Raw genomic sequence first — 22,227 nt, 5'->3', positions numbered from 1 at the left:
AGGATAAAAACTATTAAAGGTGATATTATGACAAAAAAAGTAATTTTAGGATTGAGTGGTGGAGTAGATTCATCAGTTGCAGCGTATTTATTATTAGAACAAGGTTATGATGTAGAAGCAGTATTTATGCGTAATTGGGACTCTGCCCTAAATAATGATATATTAGGTAACCCAACAGCACTTGATGAAATTTGCCCACAAGAAGTAGATTTTCAAGATGCGAAAAGAGTAGCTGATAAGTTGGAAATTAAAATACACAAAGTAAACTTTGTTAAAGAATATTGGGACAAGGTATTTTCTTATTTTTTAAGTGAATATAAAAAAGGGCGAACACCTAATCCAGATATTTTATGTAATAAAGAAATTAAATTTAAAGCATTTTTTGAGTATGCAGAAAAACTTAATTGTGATTATATTGCGATGGGGCATTATGCACAAGTTAAACATGAATTTGGTGAAGCACAATTATTAAGAGGAATTGATGATAATAAAGATCAAACTTACTTTTTGTGTCAATTAAATCAAAAACAGTTACAGAAATCACTATTTCCAATTGGTCATTTACATAAACCAGAGGTACGAGAAATCGCTAAAAAATTAGATTTAGCAACAGCGACAAAAAAAGATTCAACCGGTGTTTGTTTTATTGGTGAACGCAATTTTAAAGGTTTCTTACAGAATTATTTACCTGCACAATCTGGAAAAATGATGTCATTAGATGGTGAAATTATTGGAGAGCATAGTGGGTTAATGTATTATACGATTGGTCAACGTAAAGGACTAGGGATTGGTGGAAAAGGAAATCCTTGGTTTGTTGTAGGTAAAAATCTAAAAGAAAATATTTTATATGTTGGACAAGGATTTGATTACCATTATCTCTATACTGATTCATGCATTGTAAAGGATGTTAATTGGATTTCACCTAATAAATTTAAGAATGAAATGAAATGTAGTGCTAAATTCCGCTATCGTCAAAAAGATGTTGACGTTAAAATCAAATGGCAAGATGAAAATACATTGCTTGTTGAATTTGATCAATTAGTTCGTGCAGTGACCCCTGGACAAGCAGCTGTCTTTTACGATGGTGAAATTTGTTTAGGTGGAGGATTTATTGACAGTGCCTATTTTGAAGGTGAAAAACGACAATACTAAAAATTGGAGCGTAAATATGAGTAGTGTCATAACGGGTTGGTATAAAAAAGAAATTTTTTATAATGAAGAAAATGATTATCATGTTGGCAAAATTCAGGTTCAAAAATCTGATATCAATTCTAAAATAATTAAACAATATGAAAAAGATGGATATATCCCAATTGTTGGATATATGCCTAAGTTACTTAAAGATGAATTATATCATTTTCATGGGGAGTTTATTCAAAATAATTATGGGATGCAATTTTCTGTTCATCTTCATAAGATGGAAGAAAAAAAAGATGAAGATAGTTTAATCTTATTTTTATCGAGTGATTTATTTAAGGGCATTGGTAAAAAAACTGCCAAAAAGATTGTTTCAACATTAGGAGAAAATGCGATTGATAAAATAATTAAAGATAAATCTGTTTTAGCTGGTATTTCTGGTTTAAATCAAAATAAAATAAATACTATTTATGACGTGTTATTAATTAATTATGAAGCAGAGAAGATTATGCGCTTCTTATTAAAAAACGGGTTTGGAAATCGTTTATCTAAAAAAGTATTTAATAAGTATAAAGAAAATACTATTCATTTTTTAGAAGAGAATCCATATCGCTTAATTGATGAAATTGAGGGGATTGGATTCAAAAAAGCAGATGCATTAGGTATCTCTTTGCAATTTGATTTAAAGAGTCCTTATCGTATTCAAGCAGCGATAAAATATATATTTGAAGTCTATTGTTTTAATCAAGGGTTTACTTATATCACGTATGAACAATTATTAAATAAAGCAAAGTTATTCCTAAATGAAAATAGGATATCTTTAACGGATGAAGAAATTAGTGATAATATTTCTCAATTAATTAACAAGAATCAAATTATTTTAGATAATAAGAAATATTACTTACCTATTTTGTATCATGCTGAAATGACAATTGTTGAAAAAATTCATGATTTATTATCTTCAGACATAGAAAATGATTTTAATGATAAAGAAATTAATGACACTATACTTAAAATTCAAGATGAAGTTCATATTCAATATTCTAAAAAACAACATTTAGCGATTAAACAAGCACTTCAAAATAAAATTACCATATTAACAGGTGGTCCAGGTACAGGGAAAACAACGATAATAAATGGTTTTTTAAAAGCTTATATAAAATTAAATAAACTTGCAAAAGAAGATATTTCATCTCACATGGCCTTAGTTGCACCAACCGGTCGTGCTGCTAAGCGAATGAATGAAACAACAGGTATTAATGCCCAAACGATCCATCGTCTTTTAGGTTATCAAATGACAGGTGAATTCACATATGATGAAAATAACCGTCTAGAATGCAAATTAATTGTCATAGATGAAAGTTCTATGATTGATGTTAGGTTATTGTCTAATTTACTAAAAGCTTTAAAAAACGATGTTACAATCGTTTTTGTAGGGGATATTAATCAATTACCTTCTGTTGGTCCTGGAGATGTTTTAAAGGATCTTATAACTTCAAATATGATATCAACAGTTAAATTAGAGAAAATTCATAGGCAAAAAGAGGAGTCAACAATTATCTCATTAGCTCATGATATTAATTCTCAAATAATTACTTCAGACTTATTAGTAAAACAAGTCGATAGAAATTTTATTTCCTCAAATAATGAATCAATATTAGAGAATTTAAAATATATTATGACCAATGCATTAGATAAAAAATATTCGATTGACCATATTCAAGTATTAGCACCAATGTATAAAGGAATTATTGGAATTGATAATATTAATCAATTTTTACAAAATTGCATAAATCAAAAAACTGAAGAAAAAAAAGAAATAAACTATTTCAATAAAATCTATCGTTTAGGCGATAAAGTGATTCAATTAGTGAATAAGCCAGAAAAAAATATTATGAATGGCGATATTGGGTATATTAAACATGTTTTTACAGAAGATGAAAGTGAGAATGATACGAGGTTAATTGTTGATTTTGATGGTAATGAAGCCAGTTTTTCTGAGACTGATTTAAGTGAATTATCACTTGCTTATTGTATATCAATTCATAAATCACAAGGTAGTGAATTTGATATTGTAGTTTTAGTTTTATCGAAAAGTTATAGTATAATGTTACGAAAAAAATTAATATATACTGCCATTACTCGTGCCAAAAAGTTTTTAATTATGTTAGGAGATGTTGAAGCTTATAAATTAGCTGTTTTTAATACCAGAGAAACCGCTCGTCAGACTTCTTTAAAAGATAGGTTATTAGCATTAGATAATACAAGCACGATCACAATTGATGGCTTTGAATTTCAATATAATCCGGTTAAAAATGTGACTGTTTATGATTTTCTAAATTGATATGGAAAAAATTGTCCCTTATTTTTTTCTAATATTAGACAAAAATATAAATGTGCTAAGCACACAGATCTCTCTATATGAGGTGATATTAATGAGAACTTTTTCTTATCTAATGTTAGGAATAATAGGTACAATAGCATATCAAAAAGTAACTGAACACCAACCAATGTTGTCGAGAGAAATGCGAAAAATGATGAAAAATAATTCGAAAGCAATTAGAAAAATTAGAGAGATCTTCTAATTATTAAACTGCATCAATCATTAGATTGATGCAGTTTCCATTTATATATTATATATTTTCGTTAAAATATGCATATAATAGTGATAGCAGATGGGTGATTTTAATGAAATATAAAAAAGAGTTTAAAATTTTTTATGTCTTACTTCTTATATTTTCTATTTATGTTATTATCATTTTAAGTAACATGGCATTACCAATTTTATATCGTTATTTAATGAGTTTAATTTATTTATTAAGCCCTTTTATTATTGGGTTTTTCTTTGCATTTTTACTACATACAATCGTTGATAAAATTGAAGAGCAAGGAATTAATCGGTTATTATCTGTTTTATTAGTCTTTTGTACTTTTATTATCATCGCAGCTTATTTAATATCTAGTTTGATTCCGATCGTATTTTCGCAAATTAGTGATCTTGAAGAACAAATCCCTCAAATATATCGTTCAGTGGAATCTTTTATTAATGACTTTTGGATTCGATTTGATTTTATTCCAGAAAAGTATCATTTTGGAATGGATGATATTGAGAATTGGACAATGAATAATCTCTTAAATATTCGTTTTTCAACTGCTCATATGTCGAGTTTATTAGAATCTTTTAATATTATAGTTCTAACACCAATCATCATTTTCTATTTTTTATATGATTATAATCATATTAAAATTAAACTTAAAAAGTTTTTGATTAGACATAAAATGAGGTTTATATATCATTTTATAAGAGAAGCAGATGAAGAGGTTGGTCAATACTTTAGAGGCTTAATTCTTATCATGAACTTAATGGCAATTGTCTCTGGAATAGGATTCTTTTTTATAGGATTACAATATCCTATGTTATTTGGTTTTATCGTTGGTTATACTAATGCCATCCCAATTATTGGAAATTATATTGGAGGAGTTCCTGCAGTTATTTTCGCATTAACAAAATCATGGAAACTCGCTATATTAACCTTAGTCATTATTGTCGTTGTACAGTTAGTTGAATCAAATATCGTAACTCCTTATGTTCAAAGTAAATCAATTGATTGTCATCCGCTTTTAATTTTACTTGCTTTTATCATCTTTGGAAAATATTTTGGGATTTTAGGAATGATATTTGCGATTCCATTACTCGCTATTATAATGTTATTTATCAAATATATCAGAATATATTTACGGTTACGACGTTGTAGAAATTAAAAAAGACTTTTTATTAATAGTTCTTGATAATAGAATTATTATCGTATATAATATAAAAGAATAAAATAATACGATGATAGAGAAGAGTAAATTATCTAAAGTCATAATAGAGAGAAATTTCCTTGGCTGGAAGAAATTTTTGAATAGGATAATTGAAGCTACTCTAGAGTGTAGTTAATAACTACCGGTAAGGCCGTTAAAACTTACAAGTGCTGAAAAGTTTATTATTTTTCAGAATTAGGGTGGTACCGCGACATAATCGTCCCTTGCTTTTAAAGCAAGGGATTTTTTTATTTATATTGAAGGAGGAATAAATATGAAAAAATTAACTGGTTCACAAGTAAGAAGTATGTTTCTTAACTTTTTTAAATCAAAAAATCATCAAATTTATCCAAGTCAATCATTAGTACCTGTTGATGATCCGACATTATTATGGATTAATTCTGGTGTAGCAACCTTAAAAAAATATTTTGATGGACGTTTAGTTCCTGAAAATCCTCGTATTACAAGTTCACAAAAATCAATACGGACAAATGATATCGAGAATGTTGGTAAAACAGCAAGACATCATACATTTTTTGAAATGTTAGGTAATTTTTCGATTGGTGATTATTTTAAAGAGGAAGCAATTTCATATGCTTGGGAATTACTAACAAGTGATGAGTGGTTCGCTTTTAATAAAGATAAATTATATGTAACCATTTATCCGAATGATCAAGAAGCATTTGATCTATGGGTGAAAATAGGAATGGACCCAAGTCACATTGTTAAATTAGAAGATAATTTTTGGGAAATTGGTGAAGGTCCATCCGGTCCTAATACAGAAATTTTTTATGACCGTGGTGAAAAATATAATTATAATACCCCTAAAGAAGAATTATTTCCAGGTGGAGAAAATGAAAGATATTTAGAGATTTGGAATCTTGTATTTTCGCAATATAATGCAATCCCAGGAGTAAATAGAGAAGATTATAAAGAATTACCAAGTAAAAATATTGATACAGGTATGGGATTAGAACGGATGACATCAATCATTCAAGATGTGGATACCAATTTTGACACTGATCTATTTATGCCAATAATTCGTGAAATTGAAAAAATATCTAAGCAAAAATATTTAGAGTCAAGTATTAAAGATGAAAGTTTCCGAGTGATATCTGACCATATTCGTACTTGTTGTTTCGCAATCTCAGATGGTGCGTTACCTTCAAATGAAGGTAGAGGGTATGTTATTAGACGTTTAATTAGACGAGCAGTTAAATATGCACGTAAATTAGACATTGAAAAACCTTTTATGAAACAATTAGTCCCAATTGTAGCTAATATCAATGAAGATTTTTATCCAGAAATAAAAGCGAAAATGTCATATATTCAAACCCTACTAGAAAAAGAAGAAGTACGTTTCCACGAAACCCTTCAAGATGGCTTGATGATATTAAATGAATTTATAAAAAATGCGAAAAATAAAGAAATTGACGGACATACAGCGTTTAAATTATATGACACCTATGGATTCCCAATTGAATTAACCATTGAATATGCACAAGAAGCTGGTTTTACAGTTGACACAAAAGAGTTTAAAAAGCAACTAGAAATGCAACGTAAAAGAGCACGTGAAGCAAGAGAAGATATGGATTCAATGCAGATACAGAATAAAACATTGATGGATATAAAAGATGAATCATTATTTGTAGGTTATGACAAGTTAGAAGTAAAAGGGAAAATCTTATATATTATTAACAAAGACGAATTATTAACAGAGGCTAATGAAGGGGATGAAGTTCAATTAATCTTTGATCAAACACCATTCTATGCCCTTTCTGGTGGACAAGTTGCTGATACTGGATTTGTTCTTAGTAACGAGGCACGAATTGTTGTTAATAATGTTGTTAAAGCACCAAATAAACAACATTTACATTTCTGTTCTGTCTTATCAGGAAAGATTCATGTTGGCGATGAAATGATGTTAAAAGTTAACCATTTTTCACGCGATTTAATCACTCGTAATCATACAGCAACGCATCTTTTACATAAAGCCTTAAAAATGGTTTTAGGTGATAATATTGCTCAATCAGGTTCTTATGTGTCTTCTGAACGTTTACGCTTTGATTTTAATCATTTTGAAGCTGTATCGAAGAAACAATTAGTTGAAGTAGAAAGAATCGTTAATGAGAGAATATTTGAAAACCTAAAGGTGACTTGTCAAGAAATGCCAATTAAAGAAGCAATAAAATTAGGTGCAATGGCTCTTTTTAGTGAGAAGTATGGAGACATTGTTCGTGTTGTTAGTGCAGGAACTTTTAGTATTGAATTATGTGGTGGAAGTCATGTAAATAATACATCAGAAATTGGTCTATTCAAGATTGTTTCTGAATCTGGAATCGGTGCTGGTATTAGAAGAATTGAAGCCCTAACGAGTGAAAAAGCAATTGAGTATACTCAATCTTTTATTAATTCAATTTCAGAAATTGCTGGTCTTCTTAAAACAACACCACAAGAGGTTGTATCAAAAGTCACTTCTTTAGTAGATGAAAATAGAAGTTTATCAAAAGAACTAGATAGTTTAAATCAAAAGATTGCTAATATTGAAGCAAATGACCTTGGCAACCAAAAAAGAGAAGTAAATGGGTACACAGTTTTAACAGCTGTAGTTAAAAATATTGAAACTAGTGCATTAAGAAATATGATTGATAATTTTAAAGATCAGTTAAAAGATGTAATTGTTGTTTTAGCGAATGTGACTGGAGATAAAGTTATATTTATGAGTGGTGTCACAAAAGATTATATTTCTAAAGGTATCCATGCAGGTAATTTAGTAATAGAAATGGCTAAAATATGCGGTGGTAATGGAGGCGGGCGTCCTGATTTTGCTCAAGCAGGCGCTAAAAATGTCGAGAATGTTCAAACCGCATTAGAATATGTATCTGAATATTTAAAAAATAAATAAAAAGATATTTATTTCAACCAATAAATGGTATAATAAACATGAGACGTAGTATTAAAAAGGAAGTTTAACATGAAAATATTAGGATTAGATTTAGGTAGTAAAACATTAGGAATAGCCCTAAGTGATGCTTTAGGTTTAACTGCTCAAGGTATAGAAACCTTTGTCTTTACAGATAATAATTATCAGTTAGCACTAGATAGAGTAGTTGAATTCGTCAAAAAAGAAAAAGTTGAAAGAATTGTTTTAGGTTATCCTAAAAATATGAATGGAACGATTGGCCCTCGTGGTAAAATTAGTGAAGAATTTGCCCAAAAAATAAGGGATGCTCTTCAAATCAAAGTTATTTTGTGGGATGAACGAATGACAACGATGGAAGCAGAAAAAATATTAATTAATGCTAACATGTCTCGACAAAAAAGAAAGAAAATTATTGATAAAATGGCAGCAGTAGTAATACTGCAAAGCTATTTAAATAGTATATAAAAAGAGGTGAAAGAAATGGATGAAAACTATTTAACTATAGTAGATGAGAATGAAAATGAGGTTTTATGTGAAATTTTATTTACATTTGATTCAGAAGACTATGAAAAATCCTATGTGTACTATGTACCTGTTGAAACGAACGAAGAAGATGAAGATGTTGAAGTGCTATGTTCTTCTTTTGTCCCAAATGAAGATGATTCTATTGGAGAATTATTCCCAATAGAGGATGATGCTGAATGGGAAATGATTGAAGAGGTATTCAACACTTATGTAAGTAATATGGATGAAGAAGATGAAGAAGATGATCACTGCTGTTGTGGTCATGATCATGATAATGAAAACCATCAATGCATGTGTGATGAAAAAGAAGAAAAATAGTAAAGAAAAAAGGACGAAAGTCCTTTTTTGCTTTTTATTTATTCATTTGGTAAGAATAGATTATATCTTGATATTTTTCTGCTACTTGATCGACAATACTTTCCCATGAACGAGCAACTGTTTCTTTAGCGTTATTGCCAATTTCCTTTAATTTATCTTTATCTTGAGAAATTAAATTAATTTTATTTGCTAATGACGTCACATTTTCTAAACAAGTAAATCCATTGACACCATCTATTATTCCTTCTTGTGCATTTGACCCATCAATGACAATTGAAGGTGTATTTAATGCAGCTGCTTCTCTAACAACAATCGGTGCATTATCATATACAGATGGAAAAATAAATAAATCAGCTCTTGCAAAGAATCGCTTCAATAATTCTCTATTTGTTATTTTTCCCATAAACTGAACATGATTGGTTAAACTATATTGATTAACTAATGACATTAAATCATTTTTAGCGTAACCCTCACCAATAAAAAACATTTTAAATGGAAGATTACTTTGTTTTAATTGCTTAAGTGCTTCTACAATTAATTTAATATTTTTTTGCCAAATATGTTGCCCAACAAAAAGAAATACTAATTCATTGTTTTGAATATGGTATAATTCGTTCATATATTTTTTGTTTTCATTTATATCAATATTGGCTTTAAAATCAGTTCCATTTGGCATAATTTCAATTTTTTTATTAAAACCATAACTTTTTAATGTTTCGGCAGTACTTTCATTAACTGTCCAAACATAATCAACTTTTTCATAAAATGAAACAATACGCTTAACAGCTAATTTAGCTAGAAAATCATTTTTTAAAGCTTGTTTAAAATCATCATAAAATTTTGAATGAAAGGATGCCACAATTGGAATTTGCTTTTTTTGTGCTAATTTAAGAGCGAGTTGTCCTGAACTAAAAGGACAGTGTACATGAAGAATATCAAAATCAATTTGATTTAATTTCCTTTTTGAATCAAAAGCAATAGATGGAATTCCAAGACGATAAGGTTTTCTACGTGGTAGATGTGTTGAAGCATATCGAATCACTTGAAAATCTTCATTATCAGTATAACGAGGGAATTTAGGAGTAATAACGTAACTTTCTCCATATTTTTTATTTATCCAATAAGCATAGTTTTTAACAGTATTTCCAACCCCATCCATAACAGGTGGATAGGAATCATTAAATTGTCCGACAGTTAATTTCATTTTATTTCCCCTTACAAATTAAGTAAATTGATTAGTTAAGATTGAACTGAAATATTTCACAATGAGTTAAAGTAGCATAAGGTAGAAAGCCTAATTTTTTAGGTTTATAAATAAAAAAATGATAATTTTTATAATTAATTTTATTCTCTTTTCCTAAAACATTCTGTTACTACATAAAATATAAAAAATTGTTAATAACTGTAAAATATTGTCACACCCATTATACCATGTATCATTTAAGGGATAAAGATTGTTTTCTATAAAGTTTTTATTTATTAAATTATTAAAATATATTCTGCAAAAAAGACCACAGTTTAAGGTTACAAACAATGGTAATACAATTAACACTATAGTTATTATTTGATGATAACAATTATGTAACAGGTTATAACTAAGGTAATATTAGGATAAAGATTTAGTAAGTAAAAAAGGTATAATAATAACAGAATAAAAATGAATACTTGAAGAAGATAATACAAACGATTTATGAAAAAAATTTATAACCAATTTTTTTATTGCTTTTTTCATAGAAAAAGATTATAATACAAATGATTCGTATACGAAATATTAGCACACGAAATAAAATAAGGTAGGTTGATATAAAATTGAGCAAAACATATAGTAAATCAGAAGTAAATTTTATAGTTGGAATCGCATCTACTTTAGGGTTAAGACAATTTTCACTTATTCTAGCAATGCCTTTACTTGCTATTTATGGAAATAGTCTTCAAAATTCTTCATCAGCATTAGTTGGGTTTGCGATTGGAATTTATGGATTATTACAAGCAATACTTCAAGTGCCATATGGTGTTTTAAGCGATAAAGTAGGTAGAAAGCCAATCATTCTATTTGGTATCCTTCAACTTTCTGTAGGGCTATTATTAGCTAGTATTGCTAATAACATTTATGTTTTAATTCTTGCTAGAGCGATTCAAGGTAGTGGTGCGATTATGGCAGTTGCTTATTCTTGGATAGGTGATGTAATACCAGAATCCAAACGAAATCAAGCAATGAGTATTGTAGGTATTTCCTTTGGTATAGCAGGTACAGCAGGATTTATTGGAGCGACGCTATTAAATAAGGTACTTACAGTTTCACAAATATTTTTAATATGTGCTATATTCACATTTATTACAGGGTTATATATCACTATTTTTGTCAAAGAAAATAAAGTGAAAAATATTGTGAAAAAAGAAAAATTAAAAGCAGAAATGATAACCAAAGATATGATTAAGTTAATGTGTGGAGGTTTTTTTGTTTATTTCTCTATGGTAAGTGTTTTTATTATCGTTCCACAAATAGTAGATAAATTGGTTGGTATAAGTGAAATGTGGAAGTTTTTTATACCAGGAACGATATTAGGAATAATCGCTATGAGAATTTCTGCTAAATTAGCTGACAAAGGATATGAAAAAAATATTGTAAAATTATCATTCTTTGTAATTGTTATTTCAATCATTTGTCTTTTTACAGAAAATATTTACATTATAGCGATTGGATTAATTTTATATTTTATTGGTTATATGTGCTTAGTGTCTTTATTCCCCGCAACTATTACGAAGTTTTCACCTAAAAATGCGAAAGGTGCTGTCACAGGTGCTTTTAATACTGTTCAATTTATAGGATCTTTTTTAGGTGGTTCTTTAACAGGTATTTTATGGGGAATTAATAAAAATATTACTGTTTTTGCACTTTTAACACTATGTATTATCGTCATGTTAATCGTAAATACAGTACAAAACTATTCACCTGAATATAAGGAAGAATAATAAGTTTATGTTTTTGGATATTCAAGTTTTAACAGCATCAATGCTATTGAATTGGCGTTTAGGGTGAAAATATCTAGAAGATTAAATAAACATAATTTGATTTTTTTTTGATAGGTTTTTTATTTTATACAAAAGGAACAACATTATTTTAACTTATGAGTGAACAATTCACATTTGATATTCATGGAATTACTTACTAGTAAAAAATAAAAAGGATTTAATAGTAAGTTTTCATAAACTCAGTTTATTTGTATGGACAATATGGTTAATACCATTTATTATAGGGATGTTTAAATAAAAAATAGTATTTTATCTTGGTATTTTGTGTTAAGATACGATTATAATACTAAAGGTATGAAAGGAAGGGTAAAATGTCTAATATTTCAAATGGATATCAAATTGCTTCACTTATAAGAGAAATAAACTCTAAATTAAATAGTAGTATTAAAAATGAATTAAAAGAGACTGGATTAACGGTACCACAGATTATGGTTATCAAATTGCTTTTTAATCATAATCGTTTAAAAGTTAGTGAAATTAGCAAAGAGATGAGTCTTGTTAATAGTACCGTTTCAGGAATTATTGATAGACTTGAAAAACAGGATATAGTAAGAAGAATTCGCAGTGAAGAAGATAGACGTATCGTTTATATTGAACTTTCTAGTAAAGGCGAAGAAATAGTTGATGAGCACAAGGTTATTATAAAAAACTTTTTCAATGATACTTTTAGTAATATAAGTAATGAAGAAATAGATACTATTCTTAATGGACTTCAAACATTAAAAAGTTTTCTAAATAAAAAATTAATTGTTGAGGATTTACCTTCTTCAAATGAAGTAATCTTTTATGAAAATAAAAAAAATTAAAAATCACAAAAAAAACTATTTTCATTTTAGAAATGATTTAAATAGTTTTTTTTTGTAATTTTAGTCAATTTATAATTATTTTATATTTTCTTTGACATATTTGTATTCTTATTAATCATTTTTGTTAGGAATATATTAGCACGTCATCTCTTGTATATTTGTTCTATTAATGCAAAAAAATAAAGATATAATATAAAAATAGGTGGTGAATTATGAAGAAAAAAACTATATTTATTATGTCTTTGTTTTTGCTTTTCTGTATTCCTTTTAAAGTAAATAAAACAAATGCACAAGTATCAGTTAGTGCAAAAGCGGCTGCTTTAATGAATGCTGATACAGGAGAATTTATGTTTACTCAAAATCCAAATGAGAAACTACCAATAGCTAGTTTAACCAAAATCATGACAGCAATACTAGCACTAGAAAATGCTAATTTAAGTGATGAGGTAACCATTTCAGAAGAGGCAGCTAATCAACCCCCATCATCAATAAATCTTACACCTGGTGATAAACTAACCCTTGAAGATTTATTATATGGTTTAATATTACGCTCAGGTAATGATGCTGCTTATGCGATTGCTGAGTATGTAGCTGGGAATGTTGATGATTTTGTTCGATTAATGAATGATAAAGCAAAAGCATTAGGGATGAATGATACTAATTTTTCAAATCCATCAGGACTTCCTGACCCAAGAGAAAATATATCTACAGCAAGTGATGTTGCTAAATTATTGCGCTATGCGATGGAAAATCCTGAATTTAGAAAAATTGCTGGAACTAAAATTTATGAAACAACATCAGCATTAGGTATTCCATATAAATGGGCGCACAAACATCGATTAGTTAATCAAGTAGATTATGTAACAGCAGGTAAAACGGGTTTTACTAAAGCTGCAGGTCGTACACTTGCTAGTTATGCTAAAGAAAATGGGATTAGTTTAATCGCAGTTACCTTAAATGATCCAAATGATTGGGTAGACCATTTAAACATGTTTAAATATGGATTTGGACAATATGGTATCGATGTTCCAACACCAGAAATTAGATCAGATGGTAGTGAAGAAGAAGATTAATACGTTAAAAGAGTGATTTATTATCACTCTTTTATGTTATAATAAAGTAAAAGTAGTGCGTTTGACTAGAGGTGTTTCATATGAATATTGGTTATGCAGTTGTTGAGAAATTTTATCCTCAAAAAGATTACAAAGAAATAAGTGGGATGAATCAAATTGAAGAAATAATTTCCTTAGACTACCTATTATGCTCAAGTTGTATTCATACTTTTAATGATGAAGATGCTAAGTATATCTTTCGTTCTGGTGATTTTTGTGATTTTGATATTTTTAATAATTTAGATTATTTATTAAGCAAAATAGATAATTTTGATGGAAAACAGGTTTTAGCAGTAATAAAAGAACCTACTCAAGATTGTGGGCACGTAAGTTTAAATCATTTCAAATTTTATGGATATGATTTACTAGAAGATTGTTCTAGAAGAAGTGTTCTAACAAATTGTTGTGGTTTATATGATCCATTTTTTTCAAAAGAGGTTTCTAAATATGGGTTAATTGAAGATTATCATAAAGCGAAGATAATACAAAAATGGTTAATAGAAAATGAACCATCGATCCATTGTTGTATTTGGGCAATATTTAGGATGGAGAAATAACCAAGATTTTTTAATTCTCTTTTATAAAATTTATTGTATATTGAGGAAAGATTAATTATAATTAATAACGGTGATAACATGAATAAAGAACAATATTTTGATTATTTAAATGAAAAACCGAATGATGAAAAGTTAAATGAATTAGAAACATATGCTAAGTCACATCATGTTCCTATAATTCAAGAATCAGGTTTAGAATTTGTTTCAATGATTATAAAAGTAAGTCAAGCGAAAAAGATTTTAGAAATTGGAACCGCAATTGGATATTCTGCGATCAATTTCGCAAGAATTAATGAAGCTATCTCAGTGACAACGATTGAACGAGATGAAGAAATGATTGAACAAGCAAAAAAGAATATTCAGGAATTTAATTTGACTAACCGGATTGAACTTATTTCTCAAGATGCTTTATTAGTTGATGAATCTAATTTATCTAATAATTATGATTTATTATTCATTGATGCAGCCAAAAGTCAGTATCAGAAGTTTTTTGAAAAATACACAAAATGTTTAAAAACAGGAGGAATTGTTGTTACAGATAATCTAGTGTTTCATGATATGATTTTTGATGATGATATCAAAAATCGAAACACTAAACAACTTGTTAGTAAAATTAAAAAATATAATGAATGGTTAAAAAATAATGATTTATTTGATACTCAATTTTTTTCTATTGGAGATGGCATATCCATTAGTATTAAAAAGTAGTTAAATTGATGTTTTTGATACTATGAGCGATTAGACAAATGTTTAATCGCTTTTTTCGGTATTAATAAAAACTATGGAAAATATGTTAAATGAAGTATGATAAACCAAGGTTAAATTAATATCTAAATTACTTAAATATATCAGATTATTTTCTATACAAGAAACACGTTAGATGATATTATATAAATAAGAAACAAATATATATATATCAGTTTTTATATAAAATGATAAACTTTTTACTGATTTCTAATAGTTATATCCTTTAGTTATTATTAATTACATCAGTTGAATGGATATTTAATAATTTATAATTTCCATTACTCAATCTATTTTAAAGAAAACTAAGCTTTTATAGATAGGAGAATGATTTATGAAAAAAATTATTTCAATAATAATACTAATCGTCATTATAATAGGAGGATTTTATCTACTCTTTTCATATTCATCTAATCAGTTAAATGCACAGAATTTAATCTCTGCGATCGAAGAAAACGATATAGATAAATTTGAAAAATTACTAAAAAAAAGAGGAGATATTGATGCAAAACCAAATGTTGTTTGCTTAGATTGTACTAACTATCCACCTTTACATATGGCTTGTAAATTAGGAAATTTTGAAGCTGTTAAATTATTAGTAGAAAACGGAGCAGATGTCAACAACGTTAATGCAACGAATAACACAAGTCCTTTAATAGCAGCTTTAAGAACACATAATTCAAATGGAATAGAAGTTGCCAAATATTTAATTAACAAAGGGGCTGACATTTCTTATATGAATTTACAGGGGTACACCCCTGTAAATGCTTCACTACGCTTAAATACAAATCCATATAATGAAGATGTAGCTAAAGCACAATATGACTTCGTTGTTTGATTAATTGACAAAGGTGTTGATGTTGATAATTCAGGTAAATATGGGAACTTGATTTTTAAAGCCGCTGCAACTAATAATGTCCTTGTCGTTGAGTATTTAGTCGAACATAATTTAGCTGATATTAATTTTCAAAATTCTTTTGGTTACACGTCATTAATGTTTGCTAGTAGAACCAATTGCAAAGAAACTATAGAATATTTACTACAAAATGATGCAAATATAGAATTAAAAAATGAAGATGGAGAAACAGCACTAGATATAGCAATAGCGCGTAATAATCAAGAAATCGTTTCTTTATTAAGTGAATAAAGTTTTGTAATAAAAAGATTAAAACTTAAAAATATTTTAAGTAGATATAAAAAAATTACTATATAATATAAAATAACTTTAAGAAAATTGTATTTACTATATTTGTAATAGGGGGGGCGTTATGACAATAATCAAAAAACAATTATATTCTGAAAAAACATTGTGGTACCAATGGATTAATCATGTATCTGATTTAGCAAAAAATGAAGGGTTTGACACTCTAATTATAAAAGGAGAAAGAGCATTAAATTCCTCTTCAGCTAATCCAGGTCATGTAATTGATTATATAATTAATTTGAGGTGAGTAATGAGTAAAGAAGAAATAGTTTTTAATAATGAAGAAATTGAAGAAATAGATGCTTATTCTGAGTTAATAGAAGATATGAGAGTAGATGGTAAAGAAGTAATTTGTTTTAAAGTTTTATCTGATTTGTTACATAATAGAATTAACTATGAAGATATAGGTAGAAATACGTTAATAAAAACATATATGGAAATTAAGGTGAGTAGATCTGTATTTTCTCAGTATGCGTGGTTTAGTAGTGGTAGTATTCAGCAAATAATTCCGAAAATAAATAAATATATAAAAGAATTAATTGATAAACTTGAAAAATAAGATTCTGTTGCATAAAAAATCATAAAAATGTACTTTTTGTGAAGTATAAAAAGATATCGTTAAATAATAACTGATTAATCAATTTCTACACACTCCTATTCTCGAACAAATTAAATTTGTTTTGGTAAGGTGTAATATATATTGTTACAATTTGAATATGACATAAGTAGCAGCTTGGGTAATTAACTAATTTTAATGTATCAACATGGGTATGACAATAGTAGCAACATGGTAATGTAACTCGAAAAAATGTATCTAGTTGGTAATGACGACACAACAAGGATAGGGTGTGTTGAACTATTAAAAACACCAACAAAATTGTATAAACATGAGTATGACAGTTGTATCAACTTGGATATGACAATGTAAAAAATGTATCAACTTGGTAATGACGACACAACAATGGTAGGGTGTGTTCAACTATTAAAAACACCATTAAATTTGAAACAACATGGGTATGACAATAGTAGCAACATGGTAATGTAACTCGAAAAGATGAACTAGTAAAACAATAAATGGAGTTACTACTAATTACACACTTTCGGGTGATAAGGTTATATATGAAACTAATGGTGAATATGAAATAATATACACGTATGATGTTGACGGGACATTAATTAGTTTTTATTATGATAATGACATTACAGTGAAAAAAGATGGAAATGAATATTTCTACATAAAAGATTTACAAGGAAATATATCAATAATAGTTGATGAAAATGGGAATATTGTTGTAGAATATAGTTATGACGCTTGGGGTAATATTATAAGTACTAAAGAATATAATGCTGATGAAACAGAAAAAACTGAACTTGATATAGCAAAAATAAACCCATATCGTTATCGTGGCTATCGCTATGATGAAGAGACAGGATGGTACTATCTGAACAGTCGTTATTATAATCCTGAGATAGGTCGTTTCATCAATGCGGACGGTCAACTAGGAGAAATAGGAGATTTTTTGAGAGCTGTTAGATATACAGGCAGGTGAAAATATGAAATGTTATGTAGATGTATATGTCCCTAAAAAATATGAAATTGACTTAAGTAACTGGGAATCAAATAAAAATTATGAAAACAAATTTAAAGTTATATACAGGTTCGAAGAAACCGATAACTTGAATTCGGAACTAGTAAAATATTTAAAAACTAATAATATTAAATACGATGTTGAAAGAGAATATAAATTTACTAAAAAAGATATTACTAATGCACAAATATTAAAATTTCATTTATATAGAAGTGTTGAAAATTATTTTGATTATAAGACAGATAGAATTAAATGTGATAAATGTAATAAAATGATTAATATGCAAAATGAATCAATTATTCTAAATAGAATAATAAAAACAAAGTATGATATTTTTACTCACTATTTAGGAATGGAAGAAATAATTGTTTCTGAAAAGTTAAAAAATATTTTCGAACTAGAGAATATTAATTGTGTTTCATATGATCCAATATATTATAAAAATAAAGGTAATATAATTGACGGTTATTATCATTTAAAAATACCAGAAACAGAAATGGAACTTATTGAACCTACTATATTAGTTCAATCTGGATATTGTGATAAGTGTAAAAGATATAATACTCAACTAATAAAATCAGTTATGTATTTTAATGGAGAAAAAAATCATAATGAAGATATGACTTATACTAAAGAATGGTTTGGAGGGGACAGCAAAAGAAGACAGAATAAGAATGTTGTAATAAGCAAAAATATGTATGAAGTTCTTGAAAGAAATAATATAAATAAGAGAGAATGGAGTGTAACTCCTGCATTCATGAAATAATAATAAATATAAAAGAACTTTTAAATAAGTATGGTTTTTCAAAAATTGAATTTTTTCCTAATATAAGCAAAAATGAGAAATATTTTCAAATAAAAAAATTATTAGTTGAATTGTGTAACTGTAAAAAATAATTTAGCCATTTTAGATATTTCATCATGAAAAACTTTTTGAATGAAATTTTTGCTAGTCGGAAAACAAACTATATAATTAGTTATTGAAACATTAGGCAATTATTCAATATAGCTCTTTAATGACAGCCCATATGAACTTAAGGACTCGAAATGAGTCTTTTTTTTTTGTTCATCATGAATACATGAGTATTCGTCTTGAGAAAATATTAATGTTTTTTTAGTTTTATGCAATATTTTAAGTTTCTTGTGCATTAGTATAGTGAAAATCAAAAAACGAAAGGATGAAACAAATGAAAAAAATTATTAGTATAGGATTAGCAGTAGTGGTATTCATTACACTAACTGCATGTACAGGAGCAACAAAAATAGCTGCATCAACAATCGCAATTGATGTAAATCCAAGTGTAGTGTTGGAATTAGATGAAGATGACAAAGTAATCGATGTTATTTTAAATAACAAAGATGCTGAAATTATCGTAGGAGATATGGATTTAATCAGAGTAGATTACAATATTGCAATCAATGCATTAATCGGATCAATGGTCGCAAATGGATACATTAATGAGTTAACTAACTCAGTATTATTATCAATCTCAAGTGATAATGAAGTACGTGAAGATGAATTAATGGCAGAATTATCACAGGCGGTAAATGATGTATTAACCGGAAACCAAATTGATGGATCAGTGATCGTACAAGATTTAGAGTTTGAAGAAGATGCAGAAGAACTAGCAGAATTATTAGGAATCTCAGAAGCAAAAGCAGAATTGATCCTAGATATTATTGAAGCAGATCCAAGAATGACAGTTGAAGAACTGGCTGAACTATCAATTAATGATCTAAATCTATTATTAGAAGCGAAAAACATCGCACTAGATAACGTAGAAAAAATAGGGTCAGCTAGTGAACTGGGAATTATCACAGTTGAAGAAGCTTACCAAGCAGCATTAACTGAATTAGAAATTGATGAATTAACAGTGGTTGAACTTGAAATCGAACTAGAGCAAGAAGATGGCGTAATGGTATATGAAGTAGAAATTGAAACAGACACAGAAGAATATGAAATCTTAATTGACGCCAAAGAAGGAACAGTATTCGTTGATTTAGATGAAGACGAAGATGATGATGAGGATGATGATGATTTCCCAGTAGACGCATTAACAGAACAAGAAGTGTTAAATGTAATCGCAACTGAATTAGGATTAGACATATTATTAATCACGGAATTAGAAATTGAACAAGAAGTAGATAATGGCGTAGCATATTACGAAGTAGAGTTTGAATACAATGGAGAAGAATACGAAATAGAAATAGATGCATCTTCAGGAGAAATTTACACAAACTCAATGGATGAAGAAGGCTTCGACTTTGATGATGAAGATGATGAAGATGATGAACTAGACGACGAAGAAGAAACAGAAGAAGAAACAGAAGAAGAAACAGAATAATTTATAGATATCCTCTACAGAACAATATGCCGATATCATTATGATATCAGCTTCAGTTCTTAGATTAAAATAACGATATAGTAACACCTTTGAAATGTGTTATAATTGTACTAGAACTTAGATGCTGTGAAAAGAGGTGTTCTATGATGTCCAAGTATGATAGAAAATTATTAGTAGTGGAAGATAAATTAATTAAGAAAATAGCTAAGTATGATTCACTGGCGTTTGAGCAGTTATACAATGAAACAAGTGGAGCAGTTTTTGGATTAGCTATGTCAATCTTGGCAAATCAAACCGATGCTGAGGATGTTGTACAAAAAACATACATCAGTGTTTACAATAAGGCAAAAACATATAAAGGAAAAGGAAAAGCTATGGCATGGATATTTACTATTGCTAGAAACCATGCACTAATGAAAATCCGAGATAGAAATAAAAGATCACATATTGATTTAGATGATTTATATGATATTGGAACAGGAAACAATATTGAAGAGGAGTTACATAAGGAGCAACTCGTTGATGTATTATTAAATATATTAAGTGAAGACGAAAGACAAATTGTTGTAATGCACGCTATGTCGAACATAAAGCATAAGGAAATAGCAAGAATAATGGGAATGCCGTTATCCACAGTGCTATCTAAGTATAAAAGATCTCTTGAAAAATTACGAAGAGAGATGGAGGTGAACGAATATGAAAGATAATAATAAACTTGAAAAAGTGATATATGAGCAATTTAATCAAAGAAAACCCGAAATTTTTGACAAGATTTTAGAACAATGTCCAAAAATGAAGAATCCTAGAAATCAAGAATCTTTATTAAGTAAAGTAAAAAATGTAATCTCAACTAAACGATTCTCATATTCGTTTGCATCTTTGAGTTTAGTGCTAGTATTAGTATTTATTATGTTTGGGCTAGGGAATACAACTACATCACACGCATTTTCTACAATCGCAATTGATGTAAACCCAAGTTTAGTATTGGAATTAGATGAAGATGACAAAGTAATCAATGTTATTTTAAATAACAAAGATGCTGAAATAATCGTAGGAGATATGGATATAATCGGAGTAGATTACAATGTTGCAATCAATGCATTAATCGGATCAATGGTCGCAAATGGATACATTAGTGAGTTAACTAACTCAGTATTATTATCAATCTCAAGTGATAATGAAGTACGCGAAGATGAATTAATGGCAGAATTATCACAGGTGGTAAATGATGTATTAACCGGAAACCAAATTGATGGATCAGTAATCGTACAAGATTTAGAGTTTGAAGAAGACGCAGAAGAATTAGCAGAATTATTAGGAATCTCAGAAGCAAAAGCAGAATTGATCCTAGATATTATTGAAGCAGATCCAAGAATGACAGTTGAAGAACTGGCTAAACTATCAATTAATGATCTAAATCTATTATTAGAAGCGAAAAACATCACACTAGATAACGTAGAAAAAATAGGGTCAGCTAGTGAACTGGGAATTATCACAGTTAAAGAAGCTTACCAAGCAGCATTAACTGAATTAGAAATTGATGAATTAACAGTGGTTGAATTTGAAATCGAACTAGGGCAAGAAGATGGCGTAATGGTATATGAAGTAGAAATTGAAACAGACACAGAAGAATATGAAATCTTAATTGACGCCAAAGAAGGAACAGTATTCGTTGATTTAGATGAAGACGAAGATAATGATAATGATGATGATGATTTCCCAGTAGACGCATTAACAGAACAAGAAGTGTTAAATGTAATCGCAACTGAATTAGGATTAGACACATCATTAATCACCGAATTAGAAATTGAACAAGAAGTAGATAACGGCGTTGCATATTACGAAGTAGAGTTTGAATACAATGGAGAAGAATACGAACTAGAAATAGATGCATCCACAGGAGAAATCTACACAAACTCAATGGATGAAGAAGGTTTCAACTTTGATGATGACGATAATGAAGATGATGAACTGGACGACGAAGAAGAAACAGAAGATTAAAGAAAGAATGAATGTAATGAAAAAAATTAGTAGTTTAGTAATCATAGTAGTGCTTGTATTGGGATCAGTAGCTTGTGGAGGAAGTTCAGAAAATCAAGAGTTAGATCAAAATTAAATTGGGACACAATT

22 protein-coding genes and 1 other annotated feature are annotated in these 22,227 nt (G+C 28.4%); of the genes, 21 read left to right on the top strand and 1 reads right to left on the bottom strand.

Going from position 1 to position 22,227, the window contains the following annotated elements:
- Window positions 1-27 precede the first annotated feature (27 nt).
- The 7 genes from mnmA to KHQ81_06910 all read left to right on the top strand — a co-directional run bounded on the left by mnmA (window position 28) and on the right by KHQ81_06910 (window position 8,707).
- Window positions 28-1,152 (top strand): tRNA 2-thiouridine(34) synthase MnmA, encoded by a 1,125-nt coding sequence (gene mnmA / locus KHQ81_06940; GenBank protein ID QVK19414.1) that lies wholly within the window; start codon window positions 28-30, stop codon window positions 1,150-1,152.
- Between the two features lie 16 nt (window positions 1,153-1,168).
- Entirely contained in the window at window positions 1,169-3,481 is a 2,313-nt protein-coding gene (locus KHQ81_06935; protein ID QVK19413.1) for an ATP-dependent RecD-like DNA helicase, read from the top strand.
- A gap of 91 nt (window positions 3,482-3,572) precedes the next feature.
- A complete protein-coding gene (locus KHQ81_06930) occupies window positions 3,573-3,722 on the top strand; it encodes a hypothetical protein (GenBank protein QVK19412.1) in 150 nt (49 codons plus the stop codon).
- 103 nt (window positions 3,723-3,825) lie between these two features.
- Window positions 3,826-4,899, top strand: coding sequence for an AI-2E family transporter (locus KHQ81_06925; GenBank protein QVK19411.1), 1,074 nt, complete (start codon window positions 3,826-3,828; stop codon window positions 4,897-4,899).
- 64 nt (window positions 4,900-4,963) lie between these two features.
- Window positions 4,964-5,169, top strand: a binding site (T-box leader).
- 46 nt (window positions 5,170-5,215) lie between these two features.
- The gene (alaS, locus tag KHQ81_06920) at window positions 5,216-7,846 is read left to right on the top strand and encodes an alanine--tRNA ligase (GenBank protein ID QVK19410.1); all 2,631 of its coding nucleotides are present in this window, start codon (window positions 5,216-5,218) and stop codon (window positions 7,844-7,846) included.
- Between the two features lie 69 nt (window positions 7,847-7,915).
- Entirely contained in the window at window positions 7,916-8,329 is a 414-nt protein-coding gene (gene ruvX / locus KHQ81_06915; GenBank protein QVK19409.1) for a Holliday junction resolvase RuvX, read from the top strand.
- A 15-nt stretch (window positions 8,330-8,344) separates the two neighbouring features.
- Window positions 8,345-8,707, top strand: coding sequence for a DUF1292 domain-containing protein (locus tag KHQ81_06910; protein QVK19408.1), 363 nt, complete (start codon window positions 8,345-8,347; stop codon window positions 8,705-8,707).
- 34 nt (window positions 8,708-8,741) lie between these two features.
- Here KHQ81_06910 and KHQ81_06905 read toward each other — a convergent pair whose 3' ends face one another.
- Entirely contained in the window at window positions 8,742-9,911 is a 1,170-nt protein-coding gene (locus KHQ81_06905) for a glycosyltransferase (protein ID QVK19407.1), read from the bottom strand.
- A 605-nt stretch (window positions 9,912-10,516) separates the two neighbouring features.
- On the opposite strand from KHQ81_06905, the gene KHQ81_06900 reads away from it, so the two are divergent.
- From KHQ81_06900 to KHQ81_06835, 14 genes are all read left to right on the top strand, one after another.
- Window positions 10,517-11,680 carry an MFS transporter gene (locus tag KHQ81_06900; protein ID QVK19406.1) on the top strand — a complete coding sequence of 388 codons (1,164 nt, stop codon included), beginning with the start codon at window positions 10,517-10,519 and terminating at the stop codon, window positions 11,678-11,680.
- 371 nt (window positions 11,681-12,051) lie between these two features.
- Window positions 12,052-12,546, top strand: coding sequence for a MarR family transcriptional regulator (locus KHQ81_06895; protein QVK19405.1), 495 nt, complete (start codon window positions 12,052-12,054; stop codon window positions 12,544-12,546).
- A 212-nt stretch (window positions 12,547-12,758) separates the two neighbouring features.
- Window positions 12,759-13,619, top strand: a complete 861-nt coding sequence (locus KHQ81_06890; GenBank protein QVK19404.1) for a D-alanyl-D-alanine carboxypeptidase — start codon at window positions 12,759-12,761, stop codon at window positions 13,617-13,619.
- A gap of 80 nt (window positions 13,620-13,699) precedes the next feature.
- Window positions 13,700-14,215 (top strand): hypothetical protein, encoded by a 516-nt coding sequence (locus tag KHQ81_06885; GenBank protein ID QVK19403.1) that lies wholly within the window; start codon window positions 13,700-13,702, stop codon window positions 14,213-14,215.
- A gap of 78 nt (window positions 14,216-14,293) precedes the next feature.
- A complete protein-coding gene (locus KHQ81_06880) occupies window positions 14,294-14,923 on the top strand; it encodes an O-methyltransferase (protein QVK19402.1) in 630 nt (209 codons plus the stop codon).
- Between the two features lie 370 nt (window positions 14,924-15,293).
- The gene (locus KHQ81_06875; protein ID QVK19401.1) at window positions 15,294-15,797 is read left to right on the top strand and encodes an ankyrin repeat domain-containing protein; all 504 of its coding nucleotides are present in this window, start codon (window positions 15,294-15,296) and stop codon (window positions 15,795-15,797) included.
- 48 nt (window positions 15,798-15,845) lie between these two features.
- Window positions 15,846-16,106, top strand: a complete 261-nt coding sequence (locus KHQ81_06870; GenBank protein ID QVK19400.1) for an ankyrin repeat domain-containing protein — start codon at window positions 15,846-15,848, stop codon at window positions 16,104-16,106.
- Window positions 16,107-16,227: 121 nt separating this feature from the next.
- On the top strand, window positions 16,228-16,410 hold the full coding sequence (locus KHQ81_06865) for a hypothetical protein (protein ID QVK19399.1): 183 nt from the start codon (window positions 16,228-16,230) through the stop codon (window positions 16,408-16,410).
- A gap of 3 nt (window positions 16,411-16,413) precedes the next feature.
- Window positions 16,414-16,722 (top strand): hypothetical protein, encoded by a 309-nt coding sequence (locus tag KHQ81_06860; GenBank protein QVK19398.1) that lies wholly within the window; start codon window positions 16,414-16,416, stop codon window positions 16,720-16,722.
- Window positions 16,723-17,368: 646 nt separating this feature from the next.
- Window positions 17,369-17,713 (top strand): hypothetical protein, encoded by a 345-nt coding sequence (locus KHQ81_06855; protein ID QVK19397.1) that lies wholly within the window; start codon window positions 17,369-17,371, stop codon window positions 17,711-17,713.
- Window positions 17,714-17,717: 4 nt separating this feature from the next.
- Entirely contained in the window at window positions 17,718-18,518 is an 801-nt protein-coding gene (locus tag KHQ81_06850; protein ID QVK19396.1) for a hypothetical protein, read from the top strand.
- A gap of 421 nt (window positions 18,519-18,939) precedes the next feature.
- The gene (locus KHQ81_06845) at window positions 18,940-20,097 is read left to right on the top strand and encodes a PepSY domain-containing protein (GenBank protein ID QVK19395.1); all 1,158 of its coding nucleotides are present in this window, start codon (window positions 18,940-18,942) and stop codon (window positions 20,095-20,097) included.
- 143 nt (window positions 20,098-20,240) lie between these two features.
- Entirely contained in the window at window positions 20,241-20,804 is a 564-nt protein-coding gene (locus KHQ81_06840) for an RNA polymerase sigma factor (protein ID QVK19394.1), read from the top strand.
- A complete protein-coding gene (locus tag KHQ81_06835; GenBank protein QVK19393.1) occupies window positions 20,794-22,098 on the top strand; it encodes a PepSY domain-containing protein in 1,305 nt (434 codons plus the stop codon). The genes KHQ81_06840 and KHQ81_06835 overlap by 11 nt, the downstream gene beginning before the upstream one ends.
- Window positions 22,099-22,227: the final 129 nt, after the last annotated feature.

This window comes from Mycoplasmatota bacterium, from assembly GCA_018394295.1.
Classification (GTDB): Bacteria; Bacillota_I; Bacilli_A; order Haloplasmatales; family Haloplasmataceae; genus JAENYC01.
This window is presented reverse-complemented; position numbering and strand designations above follow the sequence as displayed.

Bases quoted from the DNA above. Each gene is read 5' to 3' on its own strand.
- KHQ81_06845 (QVK19395.1), top strand. From the start codon at position 18,940: ATGAAAAAAATTATTAGTATAGGATTAGCAGTAGTGGTATTCATTACA.
- KHQ81_06835 (QVK19393.1), top strand. From the start codon at position 20,794: ATGAAAGATAATAATAAACTTGAAAAAGTGATATATGAGCAATTTAAT.
- mnmA (QVK19414.1), top strand. From the start codon at position 28: ATGACAAAAAAAGTAATTTTAGGATTGAGTGGTGGAGTAGATTCATCA.
- KHQ81_06895 (QVK19405.1), top strand. From the start codon at position 12,052: ATGTCTAATATTTCAAATGGATATCAAATTGCTTCACTTATAAGAGAA.
- KHQ81_06860 (QVK19398.1), top strand. From the start codon at position 16,414: ATGAGTAAAGAAGAAATAGTTTTTAATAATGAAGAAATTGAAGAAATA.
- alaS (QVK19410.1), top strand. From the start codon at position 5,216: ATGAAAAAATTAACTGGTTCACAAGTAAGAAGTATGTTTCTTAACTTT.
- KHQ81_06840 (QVK19394.1), top strand. From the start codon at position 20,241: ATGATGTCCAAGTATGATAGAAAATTATTAGTAGTGGAAGATAAATTA.
- KHQ81_06850 (QVK19396.1), top strand. From the start codon at position 17,718: ATGAAATGTTATGTAGATGTATATGTCCCTAAAAAATATGAAATTGAC.
- KHQ81_06865 (QVK19399.1), top strand. From the start codon at position 16,228: ATGACAATAATCAAAAAACAATTATATTCTGAAAAAACATTGTGGTAC.
- KHQ81_06910 (QVK19408.1), top strand. From the start codon at position 8,345: ATGGATGAAAACTATTTAACTATAGTAGATGAGAATGAAAATGAGGTT.
- KHQ81_06935 (QVK19413.1), top strand. From the start codon at position 1,169: ATGAGTAGTGTCATAACGGGTTGGTATAAAAAAGAAATTTTTTATAAT.
- KHQ81_06930 (QVK19412.1), top strand. From the start codon at position 3,573: ATGAGAACTTTTTCTTATCTAATGTTAGGAATAATAGGTACAATAGCA.
- KHQ81_06905 (QVK19407.1), bottom strand. From the start codon at position 9,911: ATGAAATTAACTGTCGGACAATTTAATGATTCCTATCCACCTGTTATG.
- KHQ81_06880 (QVK19402.1), top strand. From the start codon at position 14,294: ATGAATAAAGAACAATATTTTGATTATTTAAATGAAAAACCGAATGAT.
- KHQ81_06875 (QVK19401.1), top strand. From the start codon at position 15,294: ATGAAAAAAATTATTTCAATAATAATACTAATCGTCATTATAATAGGA.
- KHQ81_06925 (QVK19411.1), top strand. From the start codon at position 3,826: ATGAAATATAAAAAAGAGTTTAAAATTTTTTATGTCTTACTTCTTATA.
- KHQ81_06885 (QVK19403.1), top strand. From the start codon at position 13,700: ATGAATATTGGTTATGCAGTTGTTGAGAAATTTTATCCTCAAAAAGAT.
- KHQ81_06890 (QVK19404.1), top strand. From the start codon at position 12,759: ATGAAGAAAAAAACTATATTTATTATGTCTTTGTTTTTGCTTTTCTGT.
- ruvX (QVK19409.1), top strand. From the start codon at position 7,916: ATGAAAATATTAGGATTAGATTTAGGTAGTAAAACATTAGGAATAGCC.